We start from the raw sequence: 16,475 nt of genomic DNA on the forward strand, positions 1-16,475 counted from the left end.
ATTTTTATTACATTTTGAATCACCTGCACAATGTCTGTACAGGTGATTCAACTAACTATATGTTTGAAACTACTCGGTTGGCTGTACTAACGTCGCTGGATCAACGTAAGCCTCTGTACCCCATAGTGGAACAGTTGAAAGGCTGTGTTTGAAGCTACCTTCTGTTTCTTTGGTGGTGTAAGACAAGTAAAGCAGCGACTGATTCTCTGCATCGTAGATACGACGAACCTTCATTGTTTTAAAGAAGATACTTTTCGATTGCTTGAATACCACTTCGCCAGACTTACTCTTGTCTATTTGAGCAATCATTTCTGGTGTAATTTCACCTGTTTGACGACAAGATATAGAGCTATCACTTGGATCAGAAAGGCTAAGGTTTGCTTCGATTGATGCGATATGACAGGTAACACCCGCGATCTTATCGTCATCTAATGAAGACATCTTGATATCCTTCATTGTGAAGAAACCCAGTGAGACGTCGCCAACCTCGTTGTCCGAACAGCCAGCTAACATTGTCACGATACCTGCTGCTATTAAGGCTTTTTTCATAAGAAGTCCTTTTTATTTATATAGTTCTGTTTACTATAAGGATATTGAAAGCTTGGATACGAGTGTAGAGCTTTTCGTTAAGTTCTTAAAGGATGTTGTTGGATAATGAAAAATATGAAGCATTTAAAGTACTTGTTGGCCTTGGTCATGCTCTGTATGCTCTCTGCTTGTAGCTCGGCACCTCAGCCGACCGTATGTCTTCCAAATAACTGCGATATTTGGGGATACTAACCGTAGGTACTAAAAGAATGAATAACGAAATACCTGAAATTGCACACAAGAAAAACCAATGGCTATTTAGTCAGCTCGATATTGCTTACCCCGCAAAAGAGAGCCTCCTCGGCCGTGAACTTTATCAAAGCAAACTTCCATCCAAGACATACCAACTCCTAGCACAAGATCAAACTCCTTCCCAAATTGATGAACTGCATAAAGTCGATTTCCATAAATTGACCGTGCTATTTTCACTCAACCAAGCAAGCGTTTACCAAGATGAAATCGAAAGGGCACACATGCTTGAGTTCTTGAGCCAAATTATGCTTTCTGACGATCATGTATTATATATTGGTACTCAAAACGGTGAAGTTGTGGTGAGCGCTATCGTCACAGAAGCGGATGGTTCCCTATTGATCTCGGATGTCGTTGCTGAAAATGGTCAAAGTATCAACAACTTTGCTAAGCAGTTACACGATTTTTGGGCACAAGATCATGCTTCTTGCGATAAAGTATGGATCGAGAACTAAAGATTCTTTGACAAAGCGTTAATCTAAGTACAATACCCCGTCTTATTTAAAGGGTATTGTATGTACAAGCTATTGATATCAATCGCTGTATTATGTGTTAGCGCTTATTCTTCACTCAGTTTTGCTAACGACTGGGATATTAAACGCATCCTAGTTTTACACTCATACGAACCTTCTTATCAATGGACTGCTGACTTCCAAAAAGGGATAGACAGTGCGTTCAGCCAGTCTCAAACCGAAGTTAAACTCTCAATAGAGTATTTGGATTCAAAGCGTGTCCACAGCCCAGAGTATTACGACTCTCTCGCGAACTACTTACGTGCGAAGTATGCAGGTTATAAATTTGATGGCGTAATTGCGACGGACGATAACGCAGCCAATTTTCTTGAATCTCTGCCTAATTTGATTGATCGCTCCACACCTGTCGTTGCAGCCGGCATCAATGATTTCAGCACCGACATGTACGCGGTGTCTGACAGAGCAACTGTGCTTTACGAGAACGATCAGATAGACGTTAATATTAAGCTGATCTCCAAATTAAGACCTAATCTAAAGAATCTCTATTTTGTAAATGATTACAGTGTCACGTCTGAATTGATTCATAAAGAAATGAACAAAATGATGGCTGAATTTTCAAATATCAATCTCGTAGAAATTCGCGACTTGTCGCTGGAGCATACGAGCCAATTTTTGGAAGGGATCTCTGCGGACGATGCGGTATTGCTCAGTCATTACAACACCGAGTTAAAGCAAGGGGTTTATCACACTTACCAAGAGATTGCGGATACGTTGTCAAAATCGAGTGCTGCTCCGGTGTTTGCTTTATGGCAGTTCTATATTTCGGGTGATGTACTCGGTGGTTACGTTAATCACTCACAAAGCATGGGTGAAGAGGCTGTCGATGCATTAGATAAATACCTTCCTCTTGGTTTTACGACACCGTTAACTCCGGGAGACAACAAACGTTTTGTATTCAATTACCCTGCAATGAAGCGATACGGGATTAGTGCAAACGCGTTACCTGACGAAGCAGTTTTCATTAACGAGCCTTCATCCTTTATTCGCAAAAACTTCCAGTTGTTATTGGGGCTGTCGATGGTGATTGCGGGTTTAAGCCTGATCATCTTGATGCAATTCGTTACTCTGCGCCAAAAGAAAGAGTTGGCGAATAAGAACAAACGAATCTTAAAGCTTCAGAAACAGACCTTGAATATCCAAAAGGATATGATTCATGTTCTCGGAGAAGCAATTGAAACCCGCTCTGGCGAAACAGGTAATCACGTTAAGCGTGTAGCCAAGCTGTCTGCATTGCTAGCGAAGTATCGTGGCTTGAGCCATCGTGAGGTCGAGATGATTGAGATCATCAGCCCAATGCACGATGTGGGTAAGATTTCTGTCCCTGAATCGATCTTGGATAAACCTGGGAAATTAACCGACCAAGAGTGGGAGGTGATGAAGCTTCATACTACGGCTGGCTATAACTTACTGAAGAGCGGAGCGGGTGATATTACCAACCTCGCAGCAATCATTGCTAACGAACATCACGAGCGTTGGGATGGTGCTGGATACCCGAATGGCAAAGTGGGGGATGAAATACACTTGTTTGCTCGTATCACAGCTGTAGCCGATGTATTTGATGCGCTCCTTAGTGCACGTTGCTACAAAGAACCGTGGCCATTAGATATGGTGGTCGATTTGTTCGAGCGAGAGTGTGGCTACCAGTTTGATCCTCAGCTAACTAAATTGCTACTGAAACACTTACCCGAGTTTGTCGCTATCCGAGATTCGTATCCCGATACTGGAACTATAGAATATGCGTCTGCACCTACTATTGAAGCAAAGGTATTAGAAGAGTCGGTTGTTAGCTAACCGTTGCTTTATCTGAGTAGCCTATAAGTCTTATTTTTTATCTATTCACCACGATCCGGCTAGGAAGTAGTGATTTATATTTCCCCTGAAATTGAGTCACTTATGTAAACCTCGCAGTCTTTGATTTCGTAGAATCTGGGGTCATTTGATGAAAACTGTTGCTTATGTCGAGCGATAAAGTGATCAACTCCATATTTCGCGAAGAGAAATAAGCCTGTATCTGCAAACTGTTACCTCAATCATCTCGCGCATTGAAAGAACACTATAGGATAAAACTTGGATTCAATCTGAGTGAGATACCTATGCGGTTAGAACAGACTAAATGTGTGATTTTCGATTGTGACGGAACACTTATCGATAGTGAAAAGCTGTGCTGCCAAGCTTTGGTGAACGTTTTCACTGGCTTTGGAGCGGAGCTAAACGTCAACGACTGCTATGCGCACTTTCAAGGCGGGAAGCTAGCCGACATCTTAATGGATACACAAGAACGTCTTGGGTTATCTATCTCGATTGATACACTTGAGCCGTTATATCGCAATGAATTACAAGCACTGTTCCAGCGTCATTTAAAACCGATGGATGGCGCTATCGAACTTATTGAATTCCTCAAACAACAAGACATCGAGTTTTGTATTGCTTCCAATGCACCGAAATCTAGGGTTGAATCTTCATTGGCGATGACAGGCATGCTAGACGACTTCAAAGGCAAAGTGTTCTCAGCTTTTGATGCTAACAGCTGGAAGCCAGAGCCTGATCTAATCATGTACACGGCCATGAACATGGGCTTTCTGCCAAATGAGTGCATCTACGTGGATGATACGTTGAAAGGGATTGAGGCTGGTGTTCGCGCGGGTATCCAATCGTTTCGATTACGCCCGAGTATTGATGAAGCAATCGTAGATCCCGAAGCCGACTCAGCAGAACTCGCGGCTCAGGATATCTACAGTTTAGAAGAAATTTCAGTTTGGATTAATGGCAAGCACTGCTCAAATGGTGGTATATCGAATTCTGCAGCTTTGGTGGGGTAGAGCTTAATTGAAGGCTGACTACCTTACTAAATTGTTTGGTGTGGAAACCGCAAGATGCACAAGTAAACTTTTCTCCACTTTCTGAAAGCAGATACTCGTCGTGTTGGCATAAAGGGCATGTAATGTCGTCGGTGTTTGGTGTTTCTGTTTTATTCATTATGTGTCACCTGCAGCAAGAGGGTAAGCGAAAAAAGACCCGTTCAATTAGATTACTCCTAAGCTCGAATATTAGACAGTTCTGACACTTCTTAATCTCTCCTTTGCGACTTGCTTCATGGTAATTGATAATGTCATCGTTATTGACCATGGTTCTTGTAATGTTATTAAACAAAAGCCAAAAAGAAAGGACCCATTACGAGTCCTCATTAGTTTGTTTTCAATTCACGCCGCTAGTTCACCAGTTGATCCTTAAGTTCGGTAGCGTGCCAATGTCTGAGATAGAGAAACCGACGCTTCTGTTAGCCTAGATACGCCATTTGAAGAATTCTGAGCCACGTCTTTAATCACATCGGATTGGCTTCGAATATCGTTAAGCTCTGCTGCAATCGTATTGGCAACGTTACTTTGCTCATCGGCTGATGTTGCGATTTGGATACTCATGTCCATTAGTGCTTGAGCTGAATCTGCAATCGAGTTTACGTCGTGACCAATGTTTGAAATCAACTGGCTACTGGTTTGCGCTTGGTCAACCGTCTGTTCGGTGATCTTCGCGATATTTTGGCTCTCTTGCTGTAAGCGTTCAATCATCGCTTGGATTTCTACAGTAGCCGACTGAGTGCGGCTTGCCAGTGTTCTTACTTCATCAGCAACAACAGCGAAACCTCGGCCTTGCTCGCCCGCACGAGCGGCTTCAATCGCGGCATTTAAAGCAAGTAAGTTAGTTTGCTCTGAAATAGCATTGATCGTCGTGATGACCTCGTTAATTTGGCTCGTATTCACATTCAAGCTAGTAACAGAAGATGAGGTTTGCTCAATCAAAGAAGAAAGGGTGGTGATTTCCGAGATTGCCTGTTGAACCTTCGCGTGGCTATCGTTGATTTGCTGCGCGTCTTGTTCTGTTTGTTCAGTTGAGCGTGCAGAGATGTTAGAGACTTCATTTGCCGAAGCTGTCATCTGATCCATTGCTGTCGCTACAGAGTCTAGAGAGGCATTTTGGCTTATGATTTGTGTTTCGCTGCGCTTCATCTCAGTTTCGAAAGAAGCCGATGTTTCGCTTAGCGTTGCTGCACTGTGGTTTACGTTGTTGACTAACTCACTAAGCGTGTCCATTGAACGGTCAAGCGCACAACCAATCGTGCCGAACTCATCACGGCCAGGGTGGAAGCCAAGGCGTGATGTTAAGTCACCATCACCAATCTTTTGAGTCGTTGAATAAAGAACCCAAAGTGCGCCGCCTAGGAAAGTCGCTACCCAGTAACAGAAAAGACCAAAAGGCACACACCACAAGAAGCTCAGTAATAAAGTGTACAGTGCTTGCTGCTTTTGATTCTGTATATCGTTAGTTGAAACGGTAAGTGAGTAGTAGTTGCCATCTTGTGCGAGTGCTGTGGCAGTCACAGAACCATTATTTGAAATAGTGGTTTGTTGAGCGCGAGTTTGCTGGCTAACAGAGCGAACAGATGCCGGGGAATCTGATGCTGATAAAATGCCTTGCAGTTGATACTCGACCTGCTGTTTTGCAGTTACGTCAATGTGTTCCATTTTGTTGACGTAGTTCAGTCCAGCTAGGCTTGCCAGAGCGGCAAAAAAGATTAAGAAAATGACCCAAAACTTGTCGTTGATCGACATCTTAATAAACAGTTTGTCTATCGTTCGAAATTGTACTTCTTTCATAAAAACTCCACGGTAAATCCTTTACCGTGGACTCTAAATAACCGACCTCAATAAAAATGTGACTTCAATCGACTAATTGTGAAAATTAATGACAGTGATATGTCATTTATGAGATCTGAATCAAGTAAATTAGTTCTGTATAGGTTTATTAGCCTAAAGAAGGCAGTAACCCTACTGAAATAAGAACTTGAATCGCAATGATAAATACGCCAACGCTACCTGCTAAAAACAACGCTTTGCTACCGCCTAACACTTGGTAACTGGCTTCTGAAGATTGTGGTTTGACAGAGAAATCAGTGTAACGAACCTTGTAGACCATCACTGTTGGTAACAGAATCGCGAGCACTGAAAGTGCAATGGCTGCGTAGCCTAAAGCCATGATGAAGCCTTGTGGGTAAAATAAGGCAAACCCCAGTGGCGGTAAGAAGGTGATAGCAGCTGTCTTAACACGTTTTGCGTTACCTAGTTTCTTGTTCAGTGAGTCGCCCATGAATTCAAATAAGCCCAAGCTCACACCAATAAAAGATGTCAGCAGTGCAAGGTCTGCAAACACACCGACGATTACGCTTAGGTTGGATTGATGAACCGTTTGCGATAGCGAGACTAATAGCGCGCCCAAGCTTGTGTCAGACAACAACTGCTCTTGGCTAATCACGCCCAAAGTAACACTTTGCCAGAAAACGTAGATAACCAGAGGCAGTGCCGAGCCAATAATCATTACCTTACGTAAAGAACGAACGTCACCATCTAGGTATCGAACAATTGATGGGATGCTGCCGTGGAAACCAAAAGAGGTAAACACAACCGGAATAGCCGCAACAATCAGGCCTTGCTGTAAAGGCATGCTCATTAAGTATTGAGAGGTAATGTTTGGCGCTAGGAAGCTGAGTACCAAAACCATCGCGATAAGCTTTAAGCCAAACAAAACGCGGTTAACTTTATCAACACTGTGTGTACCAATCGTAACAACGCCGGCAACTAATAGGGTAAATAGAAGCGTGGTGATTTGAGCATTAAGTTCGATACCCGCGATATCCGAAATTCGTTGGTTAAATTGCGCACCGCCGCCAGCTATGTATGCCGCACACAGAGCGTAGAAAAGAAACATCACCGCGAAGCTCGCAATCCACTTTCCTTTTGTCCCCAAAATGGTATGAGCTAACGTGTGTAGGGTAGCGTCAGATTCTGCGAATTGGTGAAGCTCTACCATTAATAGCGCAGTAAAAGCCATTAACGCCCATAAACCCAGCATCAAGAAAAGTGAAGTTGAAAAGCCAATACCTGCAGAAGCAAGTGGAAGAGCGAGCATGCCAGCACCAATGGTTGTGCCTGCAATGATCAAAGTACTACCAAAAACCTTTGATTTATTCATTGTATATAATTCTTTACGTTAGGGTGTGTTTTCATTGTAATTCTTCTAGCTTAAGCGCATAAACCCAAAGAATATCTCGATTTTGAAGTATTTTGATTGAATTTAATTCCAAATGCAATTCTTATTGTAATTAAAAACATCCACTGTAAATTAATATTTACACAAAGGGCGTGTCAGCATTCAAATGAGCAAAGCAAACGTTTGACCATGATCGGTTTCAAAATTTATAGAGTAATTTGTTGTACTTGGTGTAAGGTGGCAGTACATATGTCGTTCGCGTATACCCCTTTAACGCAAAAAAGCGTTAATGATCGCGAGTAGCTTTAAGCTATGAATATGGAATGGGTAGAGTAGAGTGCGTTCATCAAAGTGACATAATATAAGTCCAAGATGGTGCACTAGTTAACCGGACATCATGTCCACATCAAGGAATAGAGGGGGCACAATGAGTGACCAATCTTATAATGACGAAAGTCTAGAGTTGTTAGATGCTATGGAAATTGGCATTGATTTGTCTGACTATGAGCAGACAGTGAAACAGTTAGCAGAAGAGCTTTTCAAGTCTTCGAACTAAGCTTTTAAGATCTTTAATTCAGTTTCAACTGAAACGTTTTAAAGCTAAAAGTTTTCTTAGCTAAAGCTTCTCAAAGCAAACAATTCTAAACTGAGCAAATCGTATTCGCTCACACGTCATACCAAAACTATCCTCATTAAAGTTCGCGAAGATAAACGAGTACGTTTACCATGTTACTTAGTTCTCGATACTTTAATGAGGTTCAATGAACTTTCTCGCACACCTTCACATCGCCAAGCGCTGTAACAGCAACTTAGCAGGTAACCTGTTAGGTGATTTTGTTAAAGGCGACCCTAATAAACACTATTCTGATTCCCTTTCTGACGGTATTAGGCTTCATCGATTTGTTGATAGCTATACTGATCGTCATGATGTATCTCGTTCTGCAAAATCACTTTTCTCAGACCAAACACGACGCTTTGCGCCTATCGCACTCGATGTATTTTGGGATCACTGCTTAGCCAATCATTGGGATCAGTTTTCACAGCAGACATTAGAGCGTTTTTGTTTAGATAGCCATGAGCAGATCTTTGAACATCAAGAGCCACACTGGCCTGAAAATTTCGTTATGGTTCATCAGAAAATGGCTGAGCATAGATGGTTAGAGAGCTATCAAGACATGTCATCTATAGAGGTGGTGTTGCAGCGAATGGCGTTGAGAAGGCCTAAGCTCGGTATGCTCGAGGCATGTTACGATGACCTCGAACGTCACTATGATACGTTGCAGTGTCACTTTAATGAGCTTTATCCCAACGTTTTAGAGGAAGCTAAGCAGTTTAATGCGCTTCAAATGAAGAAAAATCAAAAGGAAAGGTAAACAGCGTAATGCAGGTTTGCTACAATCCGCGCCTATTTAATCTTTGAGCATCATACTATGTCTGAATCTACAAAATCTTTTAACCAACTAGGATTATCTGAGCATCTTCTTGCCACGTTGTCTGAGCTTAATTTTACGGCTCCTACCAGTGTTCAAGAACAAGCAATTCCATTGGTATTAGAAGGCAAAGATGTACTGGCTGGTGCTCAAACGGGTACAGGTAAAACGGCTGCGTTTGGTTTACCGATTATTCAAAGATTAATCGAGACAAAAGACAACGTTATTCCGAACCCTAAGCTCGTTCGTGCGCTTGTATTAGTGCCAACTCGTGAATTGGCACAACAGGTTTTCGATAACTTAACTAGCTACGCAAAGGGCACCGACATTAAAGTCGTGGTGGCTTACGGCGGCGTTAGCATGAAGGTGCAAACTGATAACTTACGCGGTGGCGCAGATATTCTTGTCGCGACGCCTGGTCGTCTTATTGATCACATGTTCACTAGAAACATCATGTTGAGCCAAACGGAAGTACTGGTACTGGATGAAGCTGACCGTATGTTAGATATGGGCTTCATGCCTGACATCAAGCGTATTCTTTCTCGCATGAACGAAGTGCGTCAAACTCTGTTCTTCTCTGCAACGTTTGATAACAAAATCAAAGCGATTGCACACCGTATGATGCAGAAGCCAAGTGAAATCCAAGTTACGCCAAAAAACAGCACCGCTGAAACCGTAACACAGATGGTTTACCCGGTAGATAAGTCGCGTAAAAGTGAGCTATTAGCGTATTTGATTGGTTCAAAAAACTGGCAACAAGTGTTGGTGTTCACAAAGACTAAGCAGGGCACTGATGCTCTCGTTAAAGAGCTTAAGTTAGACGGCATTAAAGCGGCATCAATCAATGGCGATAAGAGCCAAGGTGCGCGTCAAAAAGCCCTAGACGATTTCAAGTCAGGCAGAGTTCGTGCGTTGATCGCAACCGACGTGGCAGCTCGTGGTATTGATATTCAGCAGCTAGAACAAGTTGTGAACTATGACATGCCATTTAAAGCAGAAGATTATGTTCACCGCATCGGACGTACTGGCCGTGCGGGTAACAGCGGCTTAGCGATCTCTTTGATGAGTCAGGATGAAGCTTACCTATTGGGTGATATTGAGCGATTACTTGATACTCGCTTGCCTCAAGAGTGGCTAGAGGGCTTTGAACCAAGCCTTGAAAAAGATCTAGCGCCCGATCGTGGTGGTCGCAGCAAAAGCCGTTCATCAGAAAAACGTAAGATGAAAGCGAAGCTTAAGATTCACCAAAACCGCGGTAAAGCACGTCGCTAATAAGCTGTACAAAGCTCCAGTTTAAAGATCTATACATATAAAAACGCGCCGTTACAGTGACTTCTGTAACGGCGCGTTTTTGTATCTTATAAGCTCATCATGGGTATGAACCCGATTAAGCTTTATGTTCCTGGTTACACTTCCATTCACATGGCACTTCATAAATCAGCTCTTCAATCGAGGTTGGATTTAGAGCCCACTCTTCATCAATATTGAACTTGCTGACCATCTGCGTGTTGAAAAGCTGCCAATGCTTAAGTAGGGCGTCTTCGGGTGAGGTGACCATATCACCTTCATTCCAAGTGCTTTCCATAAAGGGAGTGAGGCATACAGCGCCGTTTGCGTACATGATCATTTGCCATTTAACTTCGTAAATGTTGATCATTTTGTCTGGGTTAGCTGCATTGTACTCAGCGGCAAGCCCGTTAATCTCTTTTTCAACATCGCCGACATTGTCGATGAAGTAATCAACTAGGTTGTCTTCTTGGCGAACAGAGTCTGAAATAAGCTGCATTGGCCTACGTGAGTGAATCATGTTGGTGAACAGACGCATGCTAAACAGGTAGATAGAGATATTTGGCGCAACATCTTTTGGCAGCTCTTCCATAATCTTACTGATGTAAGACTGAAAATAATCGTGTAAACAATCACTTATTGCATGCCAAATCTTTTCTTTGCTACCAAAGTGGTGGCGGATAAGGCTATGCGAGACGCCTGCCTTTTCACTGATGTTTCGCAGTGATACACGATCGTAGCCAAAGTCACAGAACATGTCTGCGGCAACGCTCATGATCAAAAAACGCGTCTCTTCGGCGTCTTTTGCACTTCTTCTACCTTGCTTCTTTTCGGTCATCTTCATTTCACACAATTACCTGATTACAACATTCTACACTGTTTTTACTGAAATAAAAAATACTGCACAAGTGGAAAGTAAATCTTGAGAATTATTTAATATTAAATATACTGCCCACCTGTGTAATAAGTCATAATAATTAGACGGAGAGGCATCATGCAGTTCAATTTGTCGATCAATGCCATATCGAGCAAGCGCATGGGAGCTGTTATTGCAGCACTATTGCTCGCAGGCTCTCTAACTGGATGTGACAAAGTTCAGTCAGAGGAAAATGTGCAGGTAATCAAGCCAGTCAAGCTGTTCGAAATCCCACAACAGACTGATATTGATCTCGATAGCTTCATTGCAAAGGTTGATGCGACCGACCGTGCGGCACTTTCTTTCCAAGTGGGTGGAGATATAGAAACCTTCGATGTTCGTATGGGACAAGAAGTGAAGAAAGGTCAGGTGTTAGCCGTATTAGACGCGACGGATTACCGTATTGCCGTTGACGCAGCCCAAGCTAAATTTGATCTGGCGAACAGCCAATACAAACAAACTTCTGAGTTGTATGCGAAAAAACTGGTCAGTACCGATTACTACGACCAAGCCGTAAACACCTTTACTGCCGCTGAAGTTGAGTTGGACCAAGCAAAAACAAACCTTGGCTACACTACCTTAGTTGCTCCATTCGATGGCGTGGTATCGATGGTGTTTGGAAAGCAATATCAATTGATCGCAGAAAAGCAGCCTGTACTGAATATTTTGAATCACAGTGAAATGGATGTGACGTTTTCAATTCCAGTATCAAAGCTTGAAGACCGTTCTATTCAAGACCTAACGAGCTCAAACATGTGGGTTGTGATGGACAGCCACCGCGGCATTCGTATCCCGACTCGCTTTAAAGAAATCTCAACGCAACCAGATGAAGATACCAACAGCTACCAAGCGGTTGTGTCTATCGAAAAGCCAGAAGGCATCAATCTACTTTCTGGTATGACAGCGCAAGTTGAAGTTCAGAAAAGTAAATCTGACTACGGCATTGGTATTGTGGATTCAGCTTGGTTAAACAAAGACGTAGGCCATGGTGAACTATGGCGTTATAACCCTGACTCTCAACTGATTTCTAAAGTACAAGTCCTTCTTGATGAGCAAGGCAAGGTTATCGACGGATTGTCGTCTGGTGACCTTATCGTTGAAGCGGGTGTGGATGTGTTATCAGACGGACAACAAGTAAAAGCTTGGCTTCGTGAGGGCGGTATTTAATGAACCTTTCAAAATTATCAGTTGTTGTCGCGTCGGTTCTGTTACTTCAAGCCTGTAACAATGAAGCTGTACACCGTGAACAACCACCTTTGTTGGTTTCTACCTTTGAAGTTGGCGCACCGCTTACTAATCAGTTCAGAAGTTTTAATGGACAGGTGATGCCAGCTGAATTGACTCCCTTGGCATTTAAGCTAGCAGGCGAGATTCAACAAGTATTAGTAGAAGCGGGCGACAATGTCGAAAAAGGGCAGTTATTAGCCACCTTAGATAACGCAACGTACGTACAAGATCTGACTGATGCTCAATCTCAATTCAAACTGGCAAGCAAACAGTTGGCCCGTGGAACGGAGATGTTTGGCAGCGAAATGTTATCGCAATCAGAACACGACCAACTGACGGCTAACTATAAGCTCGCATCGGCGAATTTGGCGGCGGCGAAACGCAAGCTGAGTTACACAGAACTTTTAGCGCCGTTCTCAGGAACAGTTTCAACTTTCGATAAGCAACGATTCGAAAATACGACGCCTGGAGAAACACTACTGAGTGTGTACCAGAGCGACAAGGTGTATGTGCGAATTCAAGTATCAGATTCGATCTTGGCGTCAATTAGCCCAGACATGCGTTCAAATAGCTATCGTCCTGAGGCGACCTTTGGCGGTCACACAGGCCAATATCCACTGACGTATCTAGAACACACCAGTGAACTGCACCCACAATCCCGTACCTACGAATTTTGGATGCAGATGCAGCAGCCTGAAAGTGAAATCCTGCCAGGCACGAGCGTTACGGTCAATGTAGATATGGCGAAAGCGGGCCTGAGCGATGTTCAAGGCTACCAATTACCAATGACAACGCTAGAAGCGGGCTCTGAAGCGAATCAGTTCTATGTGTGGAAAATGGAAGACGGACAAGCATTCAAAAGCGAAGTAGAAGTCGACAAGATCAGTGGCCAAGGCGCACTCATCGCTCATGGTGTTGAGCAAGGTGAGCTACTCGTAAATTCGAATTTAAGAAAACTCCGTGACGGAATCCAATTGTCAGGAAAAGCAGAATGAACATCGCAGAATATTCAATAAAGAACAAAGTAATCAGCTGGCTGTTTCTAGTCATTTTGGCCATTGGCGGTGTGACGTCTTTTGGTAATCTATCCCGTTTAGAAGACCCAGCTTTTACCATTAAAGATGCAATGATTATTTCAACTTACCCTGGCGCTACGTCAATGGAAGTTGAAGAAGAGCTGACTTACCCACTAGAAAAAGAGATAAGACAGCTTCCGTACATCGACAAGATTACCTCGACATCATCGAACGGTATGTCCCAAATTATGGTCAGTATGAAGATGGACTACGGTCCAGACGAGCTGCCTCAGATCTGGGATGAAATGCGCCGTAAGATCAACGATCTACAACCAACACTGCCAAGTGGTGTAAATTCCGTTCAGATCATCGATGATTTTGGTGATGTGTTTGGTGTGATGATCATGCTGACCGGTGATGGTTACGATTACGTTGAGCTCAAACAGTACGCAGATTACCTAACGCGTGAAATCGAACTGGTCGACGGTGTCGGTAAAGTTAGCATTGCAGGTGACCAACAAGAACAACTGTTTGTTGAGATGTCACTGGAACGCTTAGCCGCATTGAACCTAGATATGTCGACGGTGACAGCATTGCTAGCACAGCAAAACAGTGTGGTATCGGCAGGCGAGGTGATGCTGAATGGTCAAAGCCTTACGATCAAGCCAAACGGCACCTTAAGCACGGTTGAAGAACTAGAAAACCTGATCATTCATGGTCGCGATACAGGTAACCTGATTCGCTTGAAAGATGTCGCTGAAGTAACTCGTGGTATTCAAGAAAAGCCGGGCAATGTATTAACGTACAACGGTAAACCAGCAATCAACTTGGGTATTGCGTTCTCTTCTGGTGTAAACGTGGTTGAGATTGGTAAAGCACTGGATGCGGAACTGGATCGCCTAGAAAGCATTAAGCCAGCGGGTGTAGAACTGAATTACTTCTACAACCAAGCGCAAGAAGTAGACAAATCTGTGGCTGACTTCTTAATCAGCCTAGTTGAAGCGGTAGCCATCGTTATCATTGTATTGTTGTTCGCAATGGGCTTACGCAGTGGTTTGATCATCGGTTTGGTTCTTCTAATGACGGTATTCGGTACCTTCATCCTGATGGATTACAACGATGTTGAACTGCACCGCATCTCTCTGGGGGCACTGATCATCGCGCTGGGTATGCTGGTGGATAATGCGATTGTTGTCGTTGAAGGTATTTTGGTGGGCTTGAAGAAAGGCAAAACCAAGCTTCAAGCAGCGAAAGACATCGTCAAGCAAACACAATGGCCACTGTTAGGTGCGACCATTATCGCTATCACAGCGTTTGCACCGATTGGTTTGTCGAAGGATGCGACAGGCGAATTCATGGGTTCACTGTTTTGGGTACTGTGTTTCTCACTGTTTTTGAGTTGGGTAACTGCACTAACACTAACGCCATTCCTTGCCGAGATGTTGCTTAAAGAAGAAGACAAGGTTGATGAGAACGAAGACCCATACAAAGGCATCCTGTTTGTGGTATTCGGTGCGTGTCTGAAAGTAGCACTTCGATTTAGATGGCTTACTGTAGTTAGTATGGTCGCTCTATTAGCAGTTTCTGTCGTCGGTTTTGGTATGGTGAAGCAGCAGTTCTTCCCGCCGTCAAATACCCCAATGTTTTACGTAGACATGTGGATGCCAGAAGGCACCGATGTTCGTGAAACGATCAAGCAGACAGAAAAAGTTGAAAGCTACATTCGCCAGCAAGACGACGTGGAGTTTGTAACGACAACGGTTGGGCAGGGCATGCAACGTTTCGCACTGACTTACCAACCAGAGAAAAGCTACGAAGCGTACGCCCAGTTACAAGTAAGAACCACTGACCGCGACACTATGTTTAAGGCTCTAGCGGCGCTAGACAAAGACTTAGCAAACGAATTTGAACAACCGACGTTCCAGTTCAAGTTGATTGAATTTGGTCCGTCACCCGCTTCAAAAATTGAAGCGCGTATTATCGGTGCCGATCCACAAGTACTGCGTAACATTGCAGTTGAAGTCGAAGACATCTTGCTTGCCGATCCAGGCTCTCGAAATGTTCGTCATGACTGGCGTGAACGCACTAAAGAACTTGTACCACTGTTCAACGAATCTAAGGCTCGTCGCCTAGGCATTTCAAAAACTGACTTGTCTGAGACATTACAGATGGCGTTTGGCGGTTACAACATCGGCCTACTGCGTGATGGTACTCATATGTTACCTATCGTGGCGCGTTTACCGGAAGAAGAGCGTTTTGATTTCGAATCGCTAAACAATGTGAAGATTTGGAGCCCATCACTACAAACTTACATCCCAGTTGAGCAAGTGATTGATGGCGTAGAGCTTCAATGGTCTGAGCCACTGATTCAGCGTCGCGACAGAAAACGTACGCTAACAGTATTGGCTGACCACGATGTTCTTGGTGATGAAACGCCAGCGAGTCTGTTTGCTCGTGTGAAACCAAAGGTAGAAGCATTAGATTTACCAGAAGGCTACAGCATTAGCTGGGGTGGTGAGTACGAAAGCTCTAAAGATGCGCAAGAATCTCTGTTTGGCTCACTGCCAATGGGTTACTTGCTGATGTTTATCATCACGATGCTTCTGTTTAACTCGGTTCGTAAGCCGCTTGTGATTTGGTTTACGGTTCCACTCTCTATCATTGGTGTTTCAATTGGTCTGTTAGGTACCAATATGCCATTCAGCTTCACAGCGTTCCTTGGCTTATTGAGTCTAAGCGGCATGATTTTGAAGAACGGCATTGTACTGCTTGACCAAATCAACAGTGAGCTATCAACAGGTAAAGACCCATATTTAGCGGTTGTCGACAGTGCGATTAGTCGTGTACGACCGGTATCTATGGCAGCACTGACGACTATCTTGGGGATGATTCCCTTGGTATTCGATGCATTTTTCGGCTCAATGGCGATTACCATCATGGCAGGCTTAGGCTTTGCTACCGTACTAACGCTAATAGTAGTACCAGTGATGTTCGCTATTCTATATAGAATCAAACCGTCCACTGCGGGTTATTAGGGATTGATATAAAACAGATTCTTTTAAGCCAGCCCAGTCAATTTTGACTGGGCTTTTTTATGGGTGTGACTTGGCGATACAAGATCGTGCTAAGAGACTATAGCGTCAGCGAGCGTTGCGTTAAGAAAGAGATAGGTATCAAAAAGCCGCTA

Annotated in this window: 13 protein-coding genes; 9 read left to right on the forward strand and 4 right to left on the reverse strand. The window is 43.6% G+C overall.

Annotated features, from left to right (window positions below; all coding sequences use genetic code 11):
- Positions 1–69 precede the first annotated feature (69 nt).
- Positions 70–549 carry a CreA family protein gene (locus BCU07_RS18385; RefSeq protein WP_017064645.1) on the reverse strand — a complete coding sequence of 160 codons (480 nt, stop codon included), beginning with the start codon at positions 547–549 and terminating at the stop codon, positions 70–72.
- Between the two features lie 248 nt (positions 550–797).
- On the opposite strand from BCU07_RS18385, the gene BCU07_RS18390 reads away from it, so the two are divergent.
- From BCU07_RS18390 to BCU07_RS18400, 3 genes are all read left to right on the forward strand, one after another.
- Positions 798–1,292 (forward strand): hypothetical protein, encoded by a 495-nt coding sequence (locus BCU07_RS18390; RefSeq protein WP_102427958.1) that lies wholly within the window; start codon positions 798–800, stop codon positions 1,290–1,292.
- Positions 1,293–1,352: 60 nt separating this feature from the next.
- Positions 1,353–3,161, forward strand: a complete 1,809-nt coding sequence (locus tag BCU07_RS18395; protein WP_102427957.1) for an HD domain-containing phosphohydrolase — start codon at positions 1,353–1,355, stop codon at positions 3,159–3,161.
- 302 nt (positions 3,162–3,463) lie between these two features.
- Positions 3,464–4,189 carry an HAD-IA family hydrolase gene (locus tag BCU07_RS18400; RefSeq protein WP_017059834.1) on the forward strand — a complete coding sequence of 242 codons (726 nt, stop codon included), beginning with the start codon at positions 3,464–3,466 and terminating at the stop codon, positions 4,187–4,189.
- A 408-nt stretch (positions 4,190–4,597) separates the two neighbouring features.
- Here BCU07_RS18400 and BCU07_RS18405 read toward each other — a convergent pair whose 3' ends face one another.
- Positions 4,598–6,022, reverse strand: coding sequence for a methyl-accepting chemotaxis protein (locus BCU07_RS18405; protein ID WP_102427956.1), 1,425 nt, complete (start codon positions 6,020–6,022; stop codon positions 4,598–4,600).
- A 148-nt stretch (positions 6,023–6,170) separates the two neighbouring features.
- Entirely contained in the window at positions 6,171–7,394 is a 1,224-nt protein-coding gene (locus BCU07_RS18410; RefSeq protein WP_102393231.1) for an aromatic amino acid transport family protein, read from the reverse strand.
- A gap of 445 nt (positions 7,395–7,839) precedes the next feature.
- On the opposite strand from BCU07_RS18410, the gene BCU07_RS18415 reads away from it, so the two are divergent.
- From BCU07_RS18415 to BCU07_RS18425, 3 genes are all read left to right on the forward strand, one after another.
- Positions 7,840–7,968, forward strand: a complete 129-nt coding sequence (locus BCU07_RS18415) for a hypothetical protein (protein ID WP_017059831.1) — start codon at positions 7,840–7,842, stop codon at positions 7,966–7,968.
- 205 nt (positions 7,969–8,173) lie between these two features.
- Positions 8,174–8,785: an ACP phosphodiesterase gene (locus BCU07_RS18420; protein ID WP_102427955.1), complete on the forward strand. Its 612-nt coding sequence runs from the start codon at positions 8,174–8,176 to the stop codon at positions 8,783–8,785.
- Between the two features lie 57 nt (positions 8,786–8,842).
- On the forward strand, positions 8,843–10,114 hold the full coding sequence (locus BCU07_RS18425; RefSeq protein ID WP_102319709.1) for a DEAD/DEAH box helicase: 1,272 nt from the start codon (positions 8,843–8,845) through the stop codon (positions 10,112–10,114).
- A 115-nt stretch (positions 10,115–10,229) separates the two neighbouring features.
- Here BCU07_RS18425 and BCU07_RS18430 read toward each other — a convergent pair whose 3' ends face one another.
- Positions 10,230–10,973 (reverse strand): TetR/AcrR family transcriptional regulator, encoded by a 744-nt coding sequence (locus tag BCU07_RS18430; RefSeq protein WP_102427954.1) that lies wholly within the window; start codon positions 10,971–10,973, stop codon positions 10,230–10,232.
- A gap of 150 nt (positions 10,974–11,123) precedes the next feature.
- On the opposite strand from BCU07_RS18430, the gene BCU07_RS18435 reads away from it, so the two are divergent.
- The 3 genes from BCU07_RS18435 to BCU07_RS18445 are packed head-to-tail and all read left to right on the forward strand — an operon-like array spanning position 11,124 to position 16,323.
- Complete coding sequence (locus BCU07_RS18435; protein ID WP_102427953.1) at positions 11,124–12,212, forward strand: efflux RND transporter periplasmic adaptor subunit; 1,089 nt, start codon at positions 11,124–11,126, stop codon at positions 12,210–12,212.
- Positions 12,212–13,267 (forward strand): efflux RND transporter periplasmic adaptor subunit, encoded by a 1,056-nt coding sequence (locus tag BCU07_RS18440; protein WP_102427952.1) that lies wholly within the window; start codon positions 12,212–12,214, stop codon positions 13,265–13,267. Before BCU07_RS18435 ends, BCU07_RS18440 begins: the two co-directional genes overlap by 1 nt.
- Entirely contained in the window at positions 13,264–16,323 is a 3,060-nt protein-coding gene (locus tag BCU07_RS18445; RefSeq protein ID WP_102427951.1) for an efflux RND transporter permease subunit, read from the forward strand. Before BCU07_RS18440 ends, BCU07_RS18445 begins: the two co-directional genes overlap by 4 nt.
- Positions 16,324–16,475: the final 152 nt, after the last annotated feature.

It is taken from the genome of Vibrio sp. 10N.261.54.E10 (assembly GCF_002877735.2).
Lineage (GTDB): Bacteria > Pseudomonadota > Gammaproteobacteria > Enterobacterales > Vibrionaceae > Vibrio > Vibrio crassostreae_C.